General features: G+C 65.3%; 19 protein-coding genes. 1 reads left to right on the top strand and 18 read right to left on the bottom strand.

What is annotated here, in order from left to right:
* Window positions 1-11 precede the first annotated feature (11 nt).
* From ACP15H_RS30285 to ACP15H_RS30255, 7 genes are all read right to left on the bottom strand, one after another.
* Window positions 12-1,343, bottom strand: a complete 1,332-nt coding sequence (locus ACP15H_RS30285) for a tetratricopeptide repeat protein (protein ID WP_425069815.1) — start codon at window positions 1,341-1,343, stop codon at window positions 12-14.
* Window positions 1,344-1,453: 110 nt separating this feature from the next.
* Window positions 1,454-2,296, bottom strand: coding sequence for a carbohydrate ABC transporter permease (locus ACP15H_RS30280; RefSeq protein ID WP_425069814.1), 843 nt, complete (start codon window positions 2,294-2,296; stop codon window positions 1,454-1,456).
* 2 nt (window positions 2,297-2,298) lie between these two features.
* Window positions 2,299-3,207: a carbohydrate ABC transporter permease gene (locus ACP15H_RS30275; protein ID WP_425069813.1), complete on the bottom strand. Its 909-nt coding sequence runs from the start codon at window positions 3,205-3,207 to the stop codon at window positions 2,299-2,301.
* Window positions 3,208-3,238: 31 nt separating this feature from the next.
* A complete protein-coding gene (locus ACP15H_RS30270; protein ID WP_425069812.1) occupies window positions 3,239-4,579 on the bottom strand; it encodes an ABC transporter substrate-binding protein in 1,341 nt (446 codons plus the stop codon).
* A 181-nt stretch (window positions 4,580-4,760) separates the two neighbouring features.
* A complete protein-coding gene (locus tag ACP15H_RS30265) occupies window positions 4,761-5,225 on the bottom strand; it encodes a DUF1348 family protein (protein WP_425069811.1) in 465 nt (154 codons plus the stop codon).
* 18 nt (window positions 5,226-5,243) lie between these two features.
* Window positions 5,244-6,461: a CaiB/BaiF CoA transferase family protein gene (locus ACP15H_RS30260; RefSeq protein WP_425069810.1), complete on the bottom strand. Its 1,218-nt coding sequence runs from the start codon at window positions 6,459-6,461 to the stop codon at window positions 5,244-5,246.
* Window positions 6,462-6,502: 41 nt separating this feature from the next.
* The gene (locus ACP15H_RS30255) at window positions 6,503-7,537 is read right to left on the bottom strand and encodes a fatty acid desaturase family protein (protein WP_425069809.1); all 1,035 of its coding nucleotides are present in this window, start codon (window positions 7,535-7,537) and stop codon (window positions 6,503-6,505) included.
* Between the two features lie 260 nt (window positions 7,538-7,797).
* Between ACP15H_RS30255 and ACP15H_RS30250 the strand changes: the two genes are divergently transcribed.
* Complete coding sequence (locus tag ACP15H_RS30250; protein ID WP_230553079.1) at window positions 7,798-8,016, top strand: cold-shock protein; 219 nt, start codon at window positions 7,798-7,800, stop codon at window positions 8,014-8,016.
* A 137-nt stretch (window positions 8,017-8,153) separates the two neighbouring features.
* Here the strand turns inward: ACP15H_RS30250 and ACP15H_RS30245 are convergent, their stop codons facing one another.
* The 11 genes from ACP15H_RS30245 to ACP15H_RS30195 form a co-directional block, all read right to left on the bottom strand.
* Window positions 8,154-8,444 carry a hypothetical protein gene (locus ACP15H_RS30245; protein ID WP_425069808.1) on the bottom strand — a complete coding sequence of 97 codons (291 nt, stop codon included), beginning with the start codon at window positions 8,442-8,444 and terminating at the stop codon, window positions 8,154-8,156.
* 144 nt (window positions 8,445-8,588) lie between these two features.
* Window positions 8,589-10,496, bottom strand: coding sequence for an AsmA family protein (locus ACP15H_RS30240; RefSeq protein ID WP_425069807.1), 1,908 nt, complete (start codon window positions 10,494-10,496; stop codon window positions 8,589-8,591).
* A gap of 72 nt (window positions 10,497-10,568) precedes the next feature.
* Window positions 10,569-10,952 carry a DUF4345 domain-containing protein gene (locus ACP15H_RS30235; protein WP_425069806.1) on the bottom strand — a complete coding sequence of 128 codons (384 nt, stop codon included), beginning with the start codon at window positions 10,950-10,952 and terminating at the stop codon, window positions 10,569-10,571.
* A gap of 91 nt (window positions 10,953-11,043) precedes the next feature.
* Window positions 11,044-12,024 carry a Bug family tripartite tricarboxylate transporter substrate binding protein gene (locus ACP15H_RS30230; protein ID WP_425069805.1) on the bottom strand — a complete coding sequence of 327 codons (981 nt, stop codon included), beginning with the start codon at window positions 12,022-12,024 and terminating at the stop codon, window positions 11,044-11,046.
* 316 nt (window positions 12,025-12,340) lie between these two features.
* A complete protein-coding gene (locus ACP15H_RS30225; RefSeq protein WP_425069804.1) occupies window positions 12,341-13,378 on the bottom strand; it encodes a D-cysteine desulfhydrase in 1,038 nt (345 codons plus the stop codon).
* A 61-nt stretch (window positions 13,379-13,439) separates the two neighbouring features.
* A complete protein-coding gene (locus ACP15H_RS30220) occupies window positions 13,440-13,961 on the bottom strand; it encodes a superoxide dismutase family protein (RefSeq protein ID WP_425069803.1) in 522 nt (173 codons plus the stop codon).
* A gap of 33 nt (window positions 13,962-13,994) precedes the next feature.
* The gene (locus ACP15H_RS30215) at window positions 13,995-14,867 is read right to left on the bottom strand and encodes an SDR family oxidoreductase (protein WP_425069802.1); all 873 of its coding nucleotides are present in this window, start codon (window positions 14,865-14,867) and stop codon (window positions 13,995-13,997) included.
* 28 nt (window positions 14,868-14,895) lie between these two features.
* Complete coding sequence (locus ACP15H_RS30210; RefSeq protein WP_425069801.1) at window positions 14,896-15,525, bottom strand: hypothetical protein; 630 nt, start codon at window positions 15,523-15,525, stop codon at window positions 14,896-14,898.
* Window positions 15,522-17,192, bottom strand: a complete 1,671-nt coding sequence (locus ACP15H_RS30205; RefSeq protein WP_425069800.1) for a transporter substrate-binding domain-containing protein — start codon at window positions 17,190-17,192, stop codon at window positions 15,522-15,524. Before ACP15H_RS30205 ends, ACP15H_RS30210 begins: the two co-directional genes overlap by 4 nt.
* Window position 17,193: 1 nt before the next feature.
* Window positions 17,194-17,889, bottom strand: coding sequence for a methyltransferase domain-containing protein (locus ACP15H_RS30200; protein ID WP_425069799.1), 696 nt, complete (start codon window positions 17,887-17,889; stop codon window positions 17,194-17,196).
* A gap of 3 nt (window positions 17,890-17,892) precedes the next feature.
* A complete protein-coding gene (locus tag ACP15H_RS30195) occupies window positions 17,893-20,004 on the bottom strand; it encodes an adenylate/guanylate cyclase domain-containing protein (RefSeq protein WP_425069798.1) in 2,112 nt (703 codons plus the stop codon).
* Window positions 20,005-20,037 lie beyond the last annotated feature (33 nt).

The raw sequence follows: 20,037 nt of genomic DNA, 5'->3' as shown, positions 1-20,037 counted from the left end.
GTAACGCTCCCTCAGAATCGCCAGCCGAGGCCCAGGAGGCTGCTGAACGAATTGAAGCTGTAGTTGTTGATTGAGGCGGAACGCTGGAAATACGTGGTCTGGCCCACCAGGGTCAGGCGATCGTCCAGCGGGACCGAGAGCAGCAGCCCCAGATTGACGTCGGTCTGGGTGCGCACGGTGCCCGGCTGGACGAACGGGGCGGGCTGATCGTAGGTGGCGAAGGCCAGCGCGGCGTTGCCCGCCAGCGTCCACTTGCGGCCGTTGAGACCCACGGGATCCTCGAAGCGCCATGTCAGCGACCCGCCCAATCCCGCCTCGCCGTAGCTCTGGAAACCGGTCATCGCGATATAGCGCGTATAGTTGCCGCCCAGCGACGCTTCCAGGCTGGGCGTCAGGTCGGCGCGGATATTGGCCGCCACCGTTCCGTTGTTTCCCGAGTTCTGGGAGTTGAAGGGAACCGCCGAATTGTCCACGAAGTCGCGCCGTTGCCCCAGCACCACGACGCCGGCACGCACCTTTTCGGCGACCGGGACCGAGGCTTCGAGCCCGGCGCCCCAGGCCCAGTAGGTCGGCAGGTTGCCCACGGTGATGTAGCGGCCGCTGACGAAAGGCTTGAGCTGCACGCCACTCAGGGGACCGTCGATCAGCTCCATGCGCGGGCCGATGCCGAGGTCGAGCAGCATCACGTCGGCGCTGGTCACCTGGAACTGCTTGGCGGTGTAGAAGGAAAAGTCCGTCTCCAGGGTGCCGCTGTCCTGGCGCCCGAAATCGTAGCGATGGCTGAGCGAGGCCGCGCCGACGAAAGCGAAGTCGCTCTGTCGCTGGAAGGTCGGGTTGGGCACGACGGTCGCGCCGAAGGATTGCAGCGTGCCGGTGGGCAGGCTGGCGGGATTGTCAGAATAGCGGATGCCGGCCACGAACTCGCCGGTGAGGCGCGACGGCCCCCAGCGCCGGTCGATGTCGCGGATGAACTCCGACGAGCGTTCGGCGACTTCCTTGCTGGTCTTGCCGGAAGTGCGGGCCTGCTCGAAATAGGTGCGCGCCGCGTCGTAGGACTTGAGCTTGTAGTAGAGAACGCCCAGCTCGAACTTCACCCGCGGCTGATCGGCATCGAGCACCAGAAAGCGCTCGTAGGCGGTGATCGCGCCTTCGTAATCCTCGGCCGCGGCGGCAGCCTGCGCGTATTTCAACAGGACTTCGGCATTGTCGGGCTGACGCAGCGTCTCCTCGAAGGCCGCCCGATAGGAGGCGCGCATCGCATCCGTAACCTGCGCAAATGACGGGGACGAAAGGGCCAGCGTCGCCACCAGGAACGGCGCAAATGCAGGACGGTACGTCGGCAACAACGGTACTCCCGAAGTGTCCCTCTCCCCAGGTTGCATTGTGGACGGCTGGATGGCGGACGGGAAGCCCGAAGCGGCGCCGTTTCTGCAGGACGGACGTCCGAGCCGCGCTACTTCACGCCGCCGGCTGACAGGCCCTGGACGATTTCCTTCTGGATGATGATCGTCAGCACGATGACCGGCAGCATCACGATGAGGGCGGCCGCCGCGAGCGGTCCCCAGGCGAAGCTCTCGAAGGTCAGCATGTTGTAGACCGCGACCGGCATGGTGCGCGTCGTGCGGCCGGCGAAGACCGCGCCGAAGATGAAATTGTTCCACGAGGAGATGAACGCCAGGATCGCGCCGACCACGATGCCGGGCCGCGCCAGCGGCAGCGCGACGTAGCGGAAGGCCTGCCACAGCGTGGCACCGTCGATGCGCGCCGCTTCCTCGAGCTCGTGCGGCTGGGTCTCGAAGAAGCCGATCATGATCCAGACCACGATCGGCAGCGTGATCACCATGTGGGTGAGCGCAATCGGCCAGATCGTGCCGATCAGGCCCAGCACCTGGAACAGAGTGAAGAGCGGGATCAGGTAGGAAAGGCCCGGCGTCATGCGGCTGAGCAGCAACACCGCCGCCATCTTGTGTGCGCGCGCCTTGGCGATGCCATAGCCCGCCGGCACGCCCAGCAGCAGGGCGACCAGGGTCGCCGAGCCGGTCACCTGCACCGAGTTCCAGAAGTAGAGGAACATCGGGCTTTCCTCGAACACCTTGGCGAAGTTCTCGAGGGTCGGTTCGGTGGGCCAGAAGACCGGCGGCCAGGCCGTGTTGTCGATGTCGTACTTGAGCGACAGCGACAACATCCAGAAGAACACGAAGAGACACGGCGCCAGCAGCACGGCCACCGAGACCGCAAGCGCCGCCTTGTCGACGGCCCTGCGGATCCTGCGCTTCGTGCGGAGGGAAATGGCCATCGTCAGTTCCACTTGGCCTTCTGGCGCGCCCACAGCAGCACCAGGGAGAGCGCCACGATGATGGCGAAGAACACCACGACGACGGCCGACGCGGTGCCGACCTGATTGTAGGCGAAGGCCTGCGCATAGAGGTAGACGTTCAGCACCTCCGACGAGGTGCCCGGCCCGCCGTTGGAAATCACCCAGATCGTCTCGAATACCTTCAGCGCATCGATGGTGCGCATGATCAGCGCCACGACGAGGAACGGCAGCACCAGCGGATAGGTGATCTTCCAGAACATCTGCCACTGGCTGGCGCCGTCGATCAGCGCCGCCTCGTAGGGCTCGGTCGGCAGCGAGGCGAGACCGCCCAGCACGATGATCATGACGAATGGCGTCCACAGCCAGATCTCGACCAGGATCAGGCTGGGGATCACCGTGTTGGGCGAATAGACCCATTCGGACGGCGGCAGGCCCACGAGGCTGAGGAAGTAGTTCAGCACACCGAGCTGCGGATGGAACATCATGGTCCAGATCAGCGACACCGCCACCGGAGTCGCCATCATCGGCATGATGAACAGGGTGCGGAAGAAGCCGCGCCCGCGGAATTTCTTGTGGAACACCAGGGCGGAGATCGTGCCCAGCACCATCGGCAGGGCGACCGCCAGGATGGTGAAGTAGATCGTGTGGCCGATCGATTCGAGGAAGCGCCGGTTGGTGGCCAGCGCCACGTAATTGTCGAGGCCGACGAAGACCTGCTTGCTGCCGATATGCCAGTCGTTGAGGCTCATCCAAATCGTGAAGATCCACGGGAAGATGATCACCGCGGAACTCACGATCAACGCCGGCCAAATGAACAGCAGGTAGGGACGCAGACGGTGTTCTCCCGCCGCCCGCGTGCCTGCCGCTATCGTTACGTCTGCGCCCGCCATACGCTACGCCCGTCCCGCCCGCGTCTTCCGGTCAGCTCGCCTCGCTCTTGTCGAGAACCGGCTTGAACTCGGCCGTGGCACGCTTCATCTCGGTCGCAGCATCGGCGCCGCCCAGCAGGTTTGTGAGCGCCGTGCCGATGACGTCGCGGAACTCGGTCACCGGCACGATCACCGGCAGGCCCGGCATGCTGATCGGCGCGCAGCCCGCGGCACAGTCCGCCCACTCGCGCGGAATGGTGAGCGTCGACAGGATGGCAGGGTCCTTGAGCGGCGCCGTCCGGAACGGGATGCCGCCGCCGACCTGCAGCATGCGACCGGCCATCTTCGGGCCCGTCATCCACAGCATCGTGTAGTAGGCCGCTTCCTTGTGGGCGGCGTTCTTCGGAATCGCCATGCCGGTGCCGAAGGTCACGGAGCCGTGGCCCTTGGGCCCGCTCGGCGGCACCCCATACCCCACCTTGCCGACAACGCGGCTCTTGGTCTTGTCCTCGACGGGCGCGGCGAAGCCGGTGGCGTCGATCCACATCGCGGCCTTGCCCTGCATGAACAGGCCCTGCGCCTCGTTCCAGTTGAAGCCGGCGATGCCGGCCGGCCCATAGGAGGACAGCAGCTTCTTGTAGTATTCCGCCGACGCGATCGCATCGGGCGTGTCGGTGATGAGGCGCAGGGGATTGCCCGTGACGGTCTCCTGGCCCCAGCCTGAGAGGAGCTGCGTCCAGAGCACCACGTTGGCGTTGCGCACACCGCGGCCGACGAAGCCGGAGACGCCGGCCGAAGGATCGTTGAGGGCCGCGGCAGCGGCCATCATCTCGTCGAGCGTCTTGGGGAAGGCCACGCCCTTCTTCGCGAACAGCTCCTTGTTGTAATAGACCATGAAGTAGTCGCAGAGGATCGGCAGCGCATTGACCTTGCCGTCCGACGTGGTCGCGAAGCTCATGCCGAGCTTGGAAACGTCGCCCAGCTCGTACTCGGCCGGCATCATCTGCGGATCCTTGAGCCAATCCGTGATCTCGAGCAGCCATCCGGCCTTCTCGAACTGGCGCTTCTGGACGTGGAAGGCGAAGTTGAAGAGATCGAAGCTCGGCTTGCCCGAGTTCAGCTCGATCGCCACCTTCTGGCGCGCCTGCTGCTCGGGAATGACTTCGATACCGAGCTTGATGCCCGTCTGGTCGAAAAAGTCCTTCTGGTACTTCTTCATGAGATCGGCGCGCGGGCCGGTCTCCATCAGAACCTCGACCGTCTGGCCCTTGAAGCGCTGCCAGTTGAAGGCGCCGCTCTGCGCATAGGCTGTGACGGTGTTGAGCATCGGGGCGGCGAGGCCGCCCAGGGCAACGCCCTGCAATGCACGCCGACGCGTGATCGAACGAACCATGCTGTTTCCTCCAGACGCTTTTCAGTCGCGGGCTTTTACCCTGCGTTGAGCGAATCCTAGAGGAACACGCTCGCGTCGTCATCGGGAGAAAAGCGCCGGGCCGACCTGCAGCGACACATTTCAGGAATCGTGCGATTGCGGCCAGGCTGCTCTTCGCGGCCGCAGCATCGGCGGGCTTCCGTCAGAAGCCGAGGGCGCTCAGCCCCGGGTGATCGTCGGGCCGGCGGCCGAGAGGCCAATGGAATTTGCGGTCCGCGTCGACGATCGGATGCTCGTTGATGCTGGCGATGCGGCGCCGCATCAATCCATCGGCATCGAATTCCCAGTTTTCGTTCCCATAGGCCCGGAACCAGGTGCCGCTGTCGTCGTGGAATTCGTAGGCGAAGCGCACGGCGATGCGGTTTCCTCCGAAGGTCCAGAGTTCCTTGAGCAGGCGATAGTCGAGTTCGCGCGCCCACTTGCGCTTGAGAAAGGCTTCTATGGCTTCGCGGCCTTGAAGGAACTCCGCGCGATTGCGCCACTGACTGTCCGGCGTGTAGGCCAGCGCGACCCTGGCGGGATCGCGGCCGTTCCAGCCATCCTCGGCAAGGCGGACCTTCTCGATTGCGGTCTGCTCGGTGAAGGGCGGCAAGGGCGGACGGGACATGGCGAGCCTCCTCTCGTATCAGATGATCTTGCGCGTGCGCAGGTCGGCCAGCTCGGCCGGCCCGTAGCCCAGCTCTGCCAGCACCGCGTCGTTATGTTCGCCCAGCTCCGGCGCGATGCCTGGTTTGGCCGGCGTCTCGGAGAACTTCCAAGGGGTACCGTGGACCTTCAGCTTCCTGCCGAGCTTGGGATACTCGACTTCTGTGACATAGCCGTTGGCCACGACGTCGGGATCGTTCGACGCTTCGAGGAGCGTGTTGATCGGTGCCGAGACGATGTCCGCGCCGCGCAGCCGCGCCACCCAGTCGTCGCGCGTGCCGGTCGCGAACAGACCGTCGAGCGTGGCGAGAAGCTCGGCGCGCTTGGCGTCGTTGTCGATGATGATGCCGAGATCGGCGAAGCCCGCCTCCACCAGACGGTCGTAGAAGCCCAGCGAGGACATCGCGTCCTTCCAGTTCTCGGGGCCGACCAGCTGGAAGACCAGCGGCTTGCCGTCGCGATCGTCGAAGCTCGCGCTGATGCCCGGCCGCTCGCGCGTGCCGGTGACCCGGGCCTGCCCGGTGACCGGATTGCGGTCGCGCCACATCGCCGTCTGGAGCGTCCAACCCATCAGCCGGATCTGCCCGCCCAGCAGCGAGAGATCGATCTTCTGGCCAACTCCGGTGGTGCGCGCATGCGTCAGCGCCGCCAGCGCGCCGCCGAAAGCCAGGATGGCGCAGGTCTCGTCGGCCACAGACACGACACCGGTCCGCATCTTCTGGCCCGGCATGGAATAGGCCTCGGCGATGCCGCCCAGCGCCTGCGCCATGGAATCCGTGCCCGGCAGATCGGCATGCGGTCCATCCGGGCCGTAGCCCGAGATCGACACGTAAACGAGCCTGGGATTGACCTTACGCAGTGCCTCCCAACCGAAGCCGTTCTTCTCGGCCGCACCGGGCCGGAAGTTCTGGCCGAAGATGTCGGCCTTCGCGACGAGCTTGCCCAGGATCTCGCGCCCCTCCTCGCTCTTGAGGTTCAAGGTCACGCTCTTCACGCCGCGATTGTTGGTCTCGAAGAAGGTGCTGCCCATGTCCGGCAGAACGGTCATGCGGCGCGACGGGTCGCCGCCCTGGGGCGATTCGATCTTGATCACGTCGGCGCCGAGATCCGCCATCAGCATCCAGGGCACGGTGCCCGCCTGCGCGGTGGAGCAGGAGACGACCTTGACGCCCTGAAGCGGGCCGTGGGGAACAGACATCGACGGGGGCTCCTCTGTGAGAGCCCCACGCTAGAGCAAGTTCAGGCAGGCGTCTCCCGTCGCGCCACGTCGCAGAAGCGGACGAGGCGGCTGGAGGCCTCGTCCCACAGCGTGAGCCGCGGCGCAGCGAGGCCCGCACGCAGGCCGAGGGGCGAAACGGCGCGCACGGTCTGGGCGGCTTCGTGAGCCTGCGGCAGCCGATAGTTCGGAATGCGCTGGTTGAGATGATGAACGTGATGGAAGCCGATATTGCCGGTGAACCAGCGCAGGACGAGCGGCAGATCGAACCAAGACGAACCATCCATCGCGGCATCGACATAGCGCCATGCGCCGCGACCGCTCCACTGCGCCCCGGGAAAGCGATGCTGCAAGGTGAACAGCCATACGCCCAGGATCGAGGCGACGACCATGATCGACAAGTGCACCAGCAGCACATCGCGCCACCCCAGCAGCACAACGAGCGTCGCGAACAGCGCCAGGAGGCTCGCATTGGTGAGAAGGACCGAGCGGCGCTCCCGCACCCACGCACGCGGCGTGTCGAACGGCACTCGGTAGAGCAGCACGAACACCAGAGGCGGCAGCAGGAAGTTGGCGATCAACGGATGACGGACGAGGCGATGGACGAACCGCTGGCGCGGCGACAAAGCGAGATAGGCGCGCACGGTGAGGCACGAGGAATAGATGTCGCTGCCGCGATCGCCGCGATCGAGATTGTTCCATTCGGCATGATGCTGCGCGTGCTGACGTCGCCAGTTCGCAAAGGGCGTGAAGGTGCACAGGCTGCACAACCGGCCGACGATCGTGTTGGCGCGACGCGACCTGAAGAAGGAGCCGTGCCCGCAATCGTGCTGAACGATGAACACGCGGACCATGAACGCACCGGTCGGAATGGCGAGGGCCAGCACGAGCCACGGAGAAATGCCGCACGCGACGTACATGGCCGCGCAGCCCGCGAGGAAGGGACCGAACGACGTTGCAAGCTGCAGGAGGCTTTGTGCCTCGGAAGGGTGCGCGAAGGAGCCGGCAGCCGCGCGCAACTCGACATCGATGGGATCGGGGATCGAGCGAGGCTCCATGAACACCTCCGTCCTTCGCCACGATACAAGGAACAAGTGTATTTGGGCCTTGATAGTGTCGGAACAAGGGACCATATGAAGCTCGTCGATACACGGACATCTGATTTGGTCCGCGCCCGCCGGCAATGTTCAGCGGCCCGCTCCACGACACTTGATCCCGAAAGCCAGTGCAATTTCGACGGGCTCCAGCGCGCTTCCGCTTGTTCAAATGCGGAGTGAGCGCACGGACTCGCATATCCAAAATAGAAAAGGGGTCTCCCATGACGACGACTACGGGAACCGTGAAGTGGTTCAATATTCAGAAGGGCTTCGGCTTCATTCAGCCGGACAATGGAGGCACCGATGCCTTCGTGCACATCAGCGCGGTTGAGCGCGCCGGCATGAGCATGCTGAGCGAGGGCCAGAAGCTCGAATTCGAGCTGGTGGCCGATCGCAAGAGCGGCAAGATGGCGGCGGAAAACCTCAAGGCTGCAAGCTGATCACGGGTCGCCGGTAACGGCGACCGCCCTCCTTCCTGCGCGCCACCACGGATGTACTGGGGCGTGCGGCTGGAGCGGCAACGCGATACGGCCCCGTTCCTGCAAAGGGACGGGGCCTTTCGCATTCTGGGGTCGTCTCAGTTCGTCTTGAAGACCTTGGCCATCGCCGACATCAGGTCCTTGGGACCCTTGTCCATCAGCATCGCCTTGGGCAGCTCGTCGAAGCGCTGACGGCCGCTGACCGTGAGGCAGGGTCCGTCCTTGCCGTCCTGGATCAGGCGCAGATTGCGCAAGCGGGTCAGATCCTGGGCGCGCATCGCGCGCACATCGGACTGGCCGAAAGCGACGCGCCGGAGCGTGACTTCCTCGTCAGGCGTCAGGATGACCTGGGGTGTACGCGGGGCTTCAGCTTTTCGTTCAATGGTCATGTCGCAACCTCGTCTTGCGCTTCGAGGCATCGTCGGATGCTTCGGAATAGGGAGGCGCCGACGCAGACGTCGCCGAATACCCTTCCTAGATGGGCGCTCCGCACGGCCGCGGCAAGCGTTCATTCCCGCGCAAGCGGCCGGCGCTCAAGGAGCGGAAAGAACCTCCTGGGTGAGACCCGCGCACGGCACGTCCTTGGCATTGCCGAAAACCGGGGTCGGGATCGGGATCACGCGCCCCAGAGAAATCTGCGGCGCGCGCAGCTTGCCTTGGATCATGACCGCGCCGTGAAGGTCGAGCAGATCGAAGCTTTTGGGATCGGAATCGATTTCGGCCTTGAGTGCCTGGCTCTTGAGGGAGAGCTGCCCCTTCACGTGCAGCACGGACTTCTGGGTATCCAGCAGCGTCCGGTCGAACGTGACAGTGCCCTGCTGGAAGTTGAGACGGCTCACGGCGCATTTGATGGGAATGCGGTTGTCGCCGGCGACATAGAGCACCAGCGCATCGAAGATCTGCAGACCCGCCAGACTCACCATCAGGCTGCTGACCGAACCGCCCCCGAGCGCGAATGCCATGTGCCCGTTGGCCGTACCCATGACCTGCGCGAGCGAACGACCGTTGCCGGCAAGCGCCACCCTCCCCTGGATCTTGCCTTGCGTGGCGTCGAAGTAGCGTGACTGGCGGAAGAAGTTCTTCAGTTCGATGTCGGTCGCCCTGAGGCTGGCTTTCACCTTCGGATCGTCCGTGCGCGCATCGATGCCCATCTCGCCCGCGATCGAGCCGCCGCCCAGCACCGACAGGGTGAGTGGCTTGACCGTGGCGTTGCCGTCCTGGATCAGGACGCGAAACGCCAGCGCCTGGACCGGCAACCAGGGCGGCGCGATGACCCTCTTGGCGTCCAGGGTCACGTCCATATTCATCGCGCGCAACTTCTCGACGTGCAGCGGCACATTGGGAAACAGATCGCCCGATGATTCGAGCTTCGCCTGCGTCTGGGCCTGCTCGGCCGAGACATTGGTCTTGCGCGAGGGCGTCGCGCCGACCAGGGGCGCCAGATCCTCGAAGACGAGTTTCTGCGACAGGAGCTTGGCCGTCAGGAACGCCGGCTTCCGCCGCTCGTCGATCGTGACTTCGCACGTCAGATCGCTTTCGCCGACACGCCATCTGGATTGAACGAACTTCCAGAGACCGGTCTCGCGTTCCAGTTTACCCGTGATCGTGTAAGGCGGGGTTGGCGGCCCCGGAATGCCGAGAAGCGGATAGATATCGGAGAGGTTGGGACCGGAGAGCGTGAGATCGACGTTCGCGCCCGTCCACTTGAAGGGATCCTGCACCGTCCCCTTCATCTTCAGCTTGGTCCCCCCGAAGGACACATCGAGATCGAGCGGATAGAGCTGATCCGTATCGCGCAGCATCAGCACCGAGCCGCCGACGAAGCGCATCTCCAGTGGCTGGCCCTCGAGCTTGCCCTTGAGGGACAGCTCCGCCGCGTCCTCCGCCTTGCCGGTCGCCGTCGAAACCGTGCCGTCGAGTTCCAGCTTCCGCTTGGGATCGCGGTAACCCAGTTTGCCTTCGCTGATCTCCAGGCGGCCGATCACCGGCGCGTCGAACCGGCTCTCGGGTTCGAGCGCCTTCGCGGCCCCGGTGATGACCGGCGTCTCGTCCATGCTCCAGTTCAGCTGTTCCTTGTCGCCCGTCTCGACCTGCACCTCGGGCTTGCGCAGCACGAGACGGGGCATGACGAGGTTACCGCCGAGCAGCGGCCACAGGCGGATGTCGAAGTCGACCTGGTCGACCTTGAGCATGTAAGGCGCCTTGCCCCATTTCGCGTTGGCGACCTCGATGCCTTCGAGCTTCACGTTCGAAGTCCATCCCCACTCGATGGCAACCTTGGCGATTTGTGTCTTGCGCCCGGTCAGATCGCTGGCCCAGCCCTCGAGCTGGCCGCGCAGATAGTCAGACGTCGCGACGACATAGATCGTGCCGGCGGCGATCAGCACGAGACCGATGAAGATGGCAGCCGTCCAACCGAGGATCTTGACGGCACGTTTCATCCCTCGGGAACGGAACCGCTGCGCTGCGGTTGCATCAGGGAAGCCCGGGCAGGGGGACTCCCACTCCGTTCTTCAGGGACGCGGCACCAGCCGCCACTGCCAGAAGCACAGCAAGGGTGTGACGACCAGCTCCATGGCCAGCGCGCCTGCGACGGATGGCGACAGAGGATCGCCCAGCGTCACGCCCAGCAGGCGACAACAACCGCCCATCACAACAATTGCCGTCAGGAGACGTATGCGCGCCGTCTGGCGCTCGATGTCGGGGATCGCCGTCCAGAAGGCGAGCCCGATGGCCAGGAGCAGCCCCGAGAGATAGCGGCCATGGTTCACTTGAGAACCCACCGATCCTGCGAACGGGAGAAACACTCCCCACAGGCCCGCGGCGACCGGAACGATCCCGACCACGGCGAAGCTCCCCTGTGCGGCGCGCTTCGCCACGAGCGACGTGGCCTTCATCCCGTCCATCCTTTCCCGACTTCAGGCCGGCTCCTCTCTGTACGAAGGAACCGGCCCATGCGATCAGCGGGCCGGAAAGGATCCAGGGGTCTCAGTCGCCGGCCGCGATGTTTCTTTCCCTGGCGATGCCGGCGAACGTGTCCACCGTTTGGTCGAAGAGCCGGCCGAACGCCTTGCCGTCGGCCCCTACGGGATCGAAGCCCAGGTCGGCGAGCCGCGCGATCACGGCCTTGTCCTGAAGGACGGCCAGCACCGCGGCATTGAAACGCTCGATTGCAGCAGCAGGCGTTCCCTTGGGCGCCAGCAGCCCCTGCCAGGTCGCCTGCACGAAACCCGGCGCGATCGTCTCGCCGGCCGTGGGTACTTCGGCGAACGCCTTGGAACGCTGTTCGCTGGTGATGGCCAGCGCCACGAGCTGTACGCCGCGCGCCTGCGGCGCGCCGGCCGCAAACGTGACGACACCGGCGTCGATGTTGCCCGAGATCAGATCCTGCAGCAGCGGTCCGCCGCCGCGATAGGGCACGTGCGTCACGCGCAGATCGCCCGCCGCCCGCAGCAGCAGTTCGCTCGTCAGATGCTGGCTGCTGCCCAGCCCCGGCACGCCGACATTGAGCTTGCCGGGATTGGCTTTCGCCGCCGCGGCAAAGGCCTGCGCGGTGGCGAATCCCGAGCGCGGGTGGGTGAACAGCCCCTGTGGTCCGGAGATCGCCAGCGTCACCGGCTGGAAAGCCGGATAGAGCGCCGGCGTTCCCGCGACGGGCAGTGCCTCGGTCGCCGCGAACGTGTCGTTCACGAGCAGGATCGTATAGCCGTCCGCCTGGGCGCGCGAAGCGCTCAGCGTACCGACGCGCCCGGCGCTCCCGCCGATATTATCGATGATCACCGTCTGCCCGAGCTGGGCGCTGAGCGGCGCCTGGAGGACGCGGGCGAAGGCGTCGACGCCACCGCCCGGGGGCCATGGCACGACGATCTTCACGGATCGGTTGGGATAGGCGCCCTGGGCGCGCGCAGCGAGAGGGGCGGCCAGGGTTGTGGCGGCAAGGCCGGCCAGCAGGTGACGTCGCTTGAGCATGACTTCTCCTTTCGCCGCCGCGGAGGCGGGGCGTCGGGTTCGATGAACGGTGCGGAGATCAGACGGTGTCGCGCGTCAGCGGCGACACAAAGGGCGGCGAGAGCGAAGGACGATCATGCCCTGAAATTGGCCGCCGGCCGCTTCATGGTCAATGAAACGGGCTCATCGTTTTGCGCTGCACACGCGAACGAAATGTTCCACGCGCGGCGCGTTCATCAGAAAGAGTTGAGTAGGCCAGCGCTTGCGCCATTGCCGCCCGGCCCGGACCGCCCTCCGTGCGAGGGCGGTCGCGAGAGCCAGGCGGGCCGTCATGGCATCAGTCCGCAAGCTCGGTGCGGCCCAGCACCACGTCCTCGTACACGTGCAGCGACGGCAGGCCACCGGTATGGATGAACAGGACCTTGGCGCCCGGCTTGAAGTGACCCTGGCGGGCGAGCCCGATCAGGCCGGCCATGATCTTTCCGGTGTAGACCGGATCGAGCAGGATGCCCTCGGTACGCGCCAGCATCTGCACCGCCTCGACCATCTTCTTGTTCGGCACCGAGTACTTCGGCTGCCAGAAGCCGCCGAAGCTCTTCACCGCCGAGGCCGGCACCTTCATGCCGAGGCCGAGCAGGTCGCAAACGGCCTGCGCCTCCTTCAGAACGAGCGGCTCCTGATCGGCGGGATCGCGGCTCACGCCGACGCCGATCAACGGGATCTTGATGTTGTTGCCGAGAAAACCGGCGACCATGCCGCCATGGGTACCCGAGCTGCCCGAGCCCACCACCACGGCATCGAGCGCCAGGCCCATGTCGAGCCACTGGACCTGCATCTCCTGCACGCAGGCGACATAGCCCAGGCCGCCGATGGCGTTGGAACCGCCGCCCGGGATCACATAGGCCTTGCGGCCGAGCGAGGCCACTTCCTGCGCGACCTTCGACATCGCCTCGGCCATGTTGGTGCCGCCGGGAACGACGGTGATCGCCTCGACACCCATCAGCTCGAACATGAAATTGTTACCGCCGGCCTCTTTCTTGTAGCTGCCGGGGACGCGCTCCTCGATCACGAAGCGGCACTTCATGCCTTCCTTGACGGCGGCAGAGAGCGTGATGCGGCAATGGTTGGACTGCGGCGCGCCGCAGGTGACGAGCGTGTCGCATCCCTGGGCCAGCGCCTCGCCCGCCAGGAACTCGAGCTTGCGCGTCTTGTTGCCGCCGGGAAACAGGCCCAGCAGGTCGTCGCGCTTGATCCAGATGTCGGGGCCCACGCCGCCGGGGCAGCTGGCGGCGAGGGCCTTGGTGAAATGCGGCAGGTGTTCGATGGGCGTGGGCGCGTGGGTGTAGATGCGACGCGGAAAGCGAGACAGGTCCATTCAATCAGCTCCAGCTAGAAAAAGCGCGCCCTCGCCCGCCGAAGCGGACGAAGCCTTCAGGTCACTCGGTGATGACGCCGCAGACGATGCGGTCGCCGGCATTGCCGGTGGGGTCGGTCTTGTAGTCGTCCGGTCCAGCATGAATGATGATCGCCGAGCCGTCGGCATCGAACACCGAATTGGGCTGTCCCTTGACCAGCGAGATCATGGAATTGGCGACGTCGATCTTCAGTTCGCCGTTGGCCGGGATGTACAGGTTCGGCATGTCGCCGGCATGCGAGCCTTCGGTGGCTTCCATGCCATGCTTCTTGGAGGCCGGATTGAAATGACCGCCGGCACTGGTGAAGGGCGGCTCGCACTTGCCGACCGCGTGGACATGGAAGGCATGCTCGCCCGGCGCCACGCCCTTGAGCGACATCTTGAGCAGCACGCCGTGGGGAGTCTGGACGAGCTGGACGGTGCCGACATCCTTGCCGGACGCATCTTTCAGTGACGCTTTTGCCGTCTGGGCCTGGGCGGCAAAGGAGAAGGTGGCGACTCCGGCTGCAGCGACCAGGCTGCACATCACTGGGACGATACGCATCGGTTCCTCCGTCATTGAGTTGGGCGAGCCACCCTACTCCAGGACCTTCGGCGGCCGGTAGAGCGGAAAGCCGTTGAAGGGCTTCGAATTGCCGTGATCGGGCACCTGGTAGAAGGTCGATTTGCCATAGTTGTGCAATCCGCCATCGACCCGCAGCGTGGTGCCGGTAACGTACGCAGCCGCGTCGCTGAGCAGATAGACGATCGCACCGGCGATCTCGGACTCCGTGCCATGGCGCTTGGCGGGAATACGGTCCTTCACCGACCGCAGCGCCCCGTGGGCGCGCTCGGGATAGCGGTCGAAGCCGGACGAGGCGATGAAGCCCGGGATGACGGAGTTCACGCGGACGCCCGAATGCGCCCATTCGATCGAGGCGCTGTAGGTGAAGTTGGTCTGGCCGGCGCGCGCCGCGCCATTGTGCGCCATGCCGGGATTGCCCAGCTCGAAGTCGGCGCCGACATTCACGATGACACCGCCCTGCGCCTCCATCGAGGCGAGATAGACCGCCTTGGAAACGAGAAAGGTGGCGGTCATGTTGTTGGCGATCACCGCGTTCCACCCATTCAGCGAGATGTCCTTCAGGGGCGCGGGAAACTGCCCGCCGGCATTGTTCACCAGCCCGTCGATCCGGCCGGCCCAGCCCATCACGCCAGCGATCGCCGCCTTGACCTCGTCTTCGCGGCGCAGATCGGCCGAGTAGATGAAGGTGTCGGGATCGCCCAACTCCTCCTTCACCCGTTCGAGCTTCTCCATCGTGCGGCCGATGAGAGCGACCCGGGCACCGAGTGACTTCAGCTCGTGGGCGGTGCAGCGGCCGATGCCGGAGCCGCCGCCTGTGACGATGACGGTCCTGCCCTCGAAGAGGCCGGGGCGGAACACCGAGTCGTAGCGCACGCTGGTTGTCATCTTCTTACCGGATCCAGTCGGATGGAGACTATCCCTCCCGGGCGCGCAACGCGACGCGGCCGAGATGGCGTTGCAGGAGGCGCATCAGCGCGAATCCGGCCTGCAGGGTGATGCCGAAACAGAGGATGCCGATGGCGAACAGCACCATCTTGTCGCCGAGTGTCGGCATCAGCTCGGCCTCGCGCAGGATGACGGCGATTCCCTCGGGCACGCCGATGGCGGCGCCGGCGCTCGAGGACATGACCAGCACGAAGAAGGCGCGTGTCACATTGGGCAGGAACAGCAGCGCGCCGAGCGGCGAGCCGTCGCGCAGCTGGCGCAGGGCCTCGCCGCCATTGTCGGCGACATAGGCCGCGGCATAGGGCACCAGCGACAGCGCGACCGTCATGATCCCCGACGGCGCCACGTGGACGCCGAACAGCGTCGCGTCCGAGGGGATGATGTTCAGCAGGAAGAACATGACCACGAAGGTCGGCGCCGCGCGCATCAGGCCGATCAGCGTCGTGGCGACGGCGCCGCGCGCGCCACCCGCCAGCTTCGCCAATGTCAGCAGGCCGCCGACGGCGAGACCGATCAGCAGCGCAATGGCGGCGATCTCGAAGTTGACGACCATGCCGGCCAGCAGTTGCGGGACGAAGTCGGGAGAGATCTTGCTCATGCCGTCACCATCTGCCGGCGTTCGAGCCAGACTCGCAGTTTGTCACACATCCAGACCACGACCATCACCACGCAGACGTAGAAGACGAGCAGCAGCGAATAGGTGCTGGCCCGGCCGCTGGCGAACGAGGTGATGTCGGTCAGCGCGCTCAGCAGCTCGGGCGCGCCGATGAAGCTCGCGATCGGCGTGCCCTTGGCGGCGTTGACGAGAAAGGACACGATCTGGGTGGCCGAGCGGCTGACCGCGCGACCGAACAGGTCGACGGTGGGCGCCGGGGACCCTCCCCGCTCGGTCCGCAGCGAGTGCATCGCCTCGCCGATGGCCTGCCCCGCATTGGCCCCGTTCATCAGCCCCAGCGCCACAATGGCCGCCCCGATCGCGACCGCCGAGGAATAGGGAAACAGCGCCAGCGCCACGGCCGCGGAAATGACGAGGGTCAGCACGACCGGCGAGGATTGCAGGACGATGGTGAGCGCGCGCGCAGGCCAGCGCAGCAGGAACGACTGCGCACTCTGCAGCGCGCCCAGCGCCAGGGCGAACAGCAGGGTTGCCGCGAGCGCCCCGGCCACCAGGACCAGGGAATTGACGATTCCCGCCTTGAACAGCTGCCAGGCGGGCATGGTCTTGAACATCGGAAACTGCACGCTGATACCGGTGTGCGTTTCCAGCCACGCTTCGAAGGCGGCGACCTGGCCGGCGAAGGGTGTCGGCTCCAGCGCCGCGCTCAACGCCGGGAGGATGCAGGCCGGGCTGGTGCTTCCGGCATCGGTGTTGCAGTCGGGCCGGTTCCAGACCGCGCGCTGGTGTTCGAGAAAGCCGAGGCTGATGCGATTTTGCTTCGCAACCTCGAGGAAAATTCCGTCGCGATGAAAGATCTGACTCATCAGGTCGAGCGCGCGCGCGAGCCGATCGCTGCCGGTCAGGGCGACGGCCATGCCCCACGGAAGCTGGGCGAAACCGAACTTCCTGTCATAGGCGTTCGCGAAGGCCGGTTCCGTGAAATAGTAGTCGAAGAAGCTGTCGTCCTGGGCCGCCAGAACGCAGGTCTCGTCGCGCAACCTGTCGGGGAGCACGCCGGCCTCGTCGAACAGCATCAGGCGGGCATTGTGCGAGACGATCTGGGCGTTGGAGTTGTTGCCGATCGTGACGCAGATCGTGCGGCTGGCAATGTCGGGCCAGTCCTTGATCGTGAGCCCCTTCGGCCCGACGATGATCGTCTCGGACTGGTAATAGTGCGGACGAATGAAGCGCACCTGGCCGTCGCGCTGGGTATTGTGCCCCATGGTCGCGATGGTGAGATCGATCTTGTCGTCGGCCAGCAGGGGGATGCGGCTCGCGGCGTTGACCCGCGTGAATGCCGGTTCGACGCCGAGATGCCTGGCGATCTCGCGCGCCACATCGACGTCATAGCCCGAGCGCACCTGGCCCTCGCGGGTCCCGAACAGCGGGTAGTATTCGCGCACGCCGACGCGGATCTTGGAGTCACAGAAAATCCGCACCAATCGGTCGAGGCCGGGCTGTTCGCAGGCGCCCGGGACCGCGGCGGCGGCTCGGGCCTCATCGATCAGCTTTTTCAGGGCCTCATCCGGGGTCTCGGCGCGCGCCGACAGACCAGCAAGCGCGACGCACCACACGAGCACGACGAACAGAACGCGACGCAGTGCCATGTCAGCCTCGCGTCCCGGCCGTGGCGATTTCCACGATATGCATGTCGGCGAAAGCGTGTGGCCCGTAGCGATGGATGGAACGCCCCTCCTCCGCTCGCAGAATCGAAGGTGTCATCAGGTCAATCTTTTCGTTGGCGATGTGGACCAGCACCGTCTTCACGATATGCATCGCGAGACCGTACCGTTCGAGTATCAGGCGCGAGCGCCCGACGTCGACGAAGGCGTTATGGGTGATGAGGGCGCGGCCATTGACCGCGAGATGATCCGACAGGCCCTCGAGGAAGGGATCGAGCAGCTCGCGGCCGTCGATGCCTCCCGAACTCCAGGTCGACAGTCGGCCGGACACCTCGAAATGATCCATCGGGAAATGGGGCAGGTTGGCGACGATCAGGTCGAAGCGCCGACCCGCTACCGGCTGCCACATGTCGCCGCGGAGAATTTCCGCCTCGTGGCCCAGGTCTCTCAGGAGCGCCTGTCCGGCGGCAACGGCATCGTGCTCTACATCGATCCCGCAAAGCGAAGCGGCGCCGAGGCTGCCCAGCACGGCGAGGACGACGCCACTGCCGCACCCGAGTTCGAGCGCCCGGGCACCGAGCACCCGACTGGGTTCCGCGCGAAGCGCCTGCACCAGTGCCGCCGTGTACTCGCTCGGCCGCAGCGCGGCGACCGCCGGAGAAGACTTACGGACGTCAAACATCGGTCAGCGCGATATCTGCAGCGGCACGAGCCGCGAGGGATCGATCGCCGCCAACCGCTCCGCCATCGTGGCCGCAACAGGATCCTCGGGATACTCCGCAACGATCTCCTGATAGCGAGACAATGCCAGCGCGTAGTCCTCGGCGACCAGCGCGGTGTAGGCGGAGCGGGTGAGCTTGCACAGGCGGACCGTCGCCTCGTCCGGCTCGAACTCCGGACCGATCCCGTAGGCGCCGACCAGTTCGTAGATCGGCACTTTCGAGCGGCGGCCCTTCACGGTGACTTCGTCGACCGGGCGCACGCAGAGCCGCTCGCCGGCCTCCTTGAAGACGGCGTGGCTGATGCAGATGCCCGTGCCGTACTCCTTGTTGATGCCCTCGAGCCGCGCGGCGATGTTCACGCCGTCGCCCATGACGGTGTAGCTCATGCGCTCCTTGGAACCGATATTGCCCACCAGGACGGCGTCGCTATGGATTCCGATGCGGACCTTCAACGCCTTCTTGCCGGCCGCCTCCCAGCCCGCGTTCAGTTCCTTCATGCCCTCGCGGATGCGCAATGCCGCGAAGCACGACCTTTGCGCATGGTCTTCGAGCAGGGCGGGCGCGCCCCAGAAAGCCATGACGCCGTCGCCGATGAACTTGTCGATCGTGCCGTGCTCCATGTTGACCGCGTGGGTCACGACTCCGAGATAGGCCGACACCCGCGACAGCAACTCCTGCGAAGGCACTTCTTCCGATAGGGTCGAAAAGCCCTCGAGATCGGAGAAGAAGATCGTCAGGAAGCGGCTGTGGCCGCCCAGCACCAGCTTCTGCTCCGAATCGAGGAGCTGTCGCACGAGACCCACGGGCACGAAGGCTGCAAACGACTTCACCGCGGAATCGAGCGTGTCGATGGCGCGCGCGAGGACCGCAACCTCGCGGATCGGCGACTTCAGCAGCGGAAGATTGTCGCCCTCCAGGTTCTGGATCTTCGTCACCTTCAGCGCGAGCCGCTCAAGGGGTGTCGAGACGACGCTGGAGAGGAAATAGATGATGCAGATCTGGAGCAGAATCGCGATCACGCCGAACAGCGCCAGCCGCTTGTTCTGCTCGTCGAACGCACTGGTGAAGTCTGCGAGCGGCGTAACGACGAAGAGCTGCCACTTCTTGCCGAATTCGGGCGGCAGGGTCGTGAGGCTGGCGATGTAGTGCTCGCCGTGATGCACGAAGGAGAACGTATGCTCGCTGTCGCGCGGCCGGAAGCTGAACGCGATCGCCGGAAGTTCGTCTCCGAGCGAGGTGATGTGTTGCAGCTCGACCTTGCCGTTCTGGCTCGTATAGGTCTTGGTGCGTTCGGAATTGGCGATGACCCGGCCCTGATGATCGAGGATGTAGGACTGGGTGCCCGGGCTGATCTTGCGCTCGGCGAGATAGTTGGACATGCCATCGAGCGTAATGTCCGCCGCGGCGACGCCGCGCAGCGCGCCGTCGGCGTAGAAAGGCGCGCCGACGGTGAAGCCGACGATCCCCAGCGTCGCGAAGACATCGACATCGCTGACCGACAGTTCGCCGGTCTGCTGCGCGGTGCGATACCACAGGCGCGCACGCGGATCGTAGGAGGTCGTCTGCTCGGAGAGTCCCAGCTCCCGACGGTCCTTGTCGAGGAACAGGTAGTGATCGATGGGTGCCGACCCGCTTCGCGGCGTGATCCACCGGTCGGCCCAGCGCGTGCCCACCGGCGGCAACTTGCCTTGGATCTCGACGGCCGGATCGATCTGCCGGGCCTGACGGAAGGAACCGTCGCTCAGGCCGACATACATGCTGATGATGCGATCGCTGTGCTGCAGGATGCTGAAGAGATATTTCAGCGAGCGATTCTCTTCGTAGAATTCCGGCTGCTCGGAGCCGAGCGCGGCGGCACTTCGCACCAGCGACTTGATCGGGTCAAAGAGGTGCTGGATGTTTTCGATGGCCTCGGTGCTGAAGCGTCCGATCAGCTCGCCGGCATTATCCCGCGCGATTTTCTCGTTCGAGACATAGTTCACCGCCACGATCGCGAAGAAGACCGGCACCGTCAGCAGGATGAACAACGTCAGGATACTGGGACGCAGCCGCAGATTTTTCGCGAAGCTTGTCATTGCGCGGCGTCGGAGATCCCGGGAGGAGCGATA

Source organism: Reyranella sp. (assembly GCF_965249915.1).
Lineage (GTDB): Bacteria > Pseudomonadota > Alphaproteobacteria > Reyranellales > Reyranellaceae > Reyranella.
This window is presented reverse-complemented; position numbering and strand designations above follow the sequence as displayed.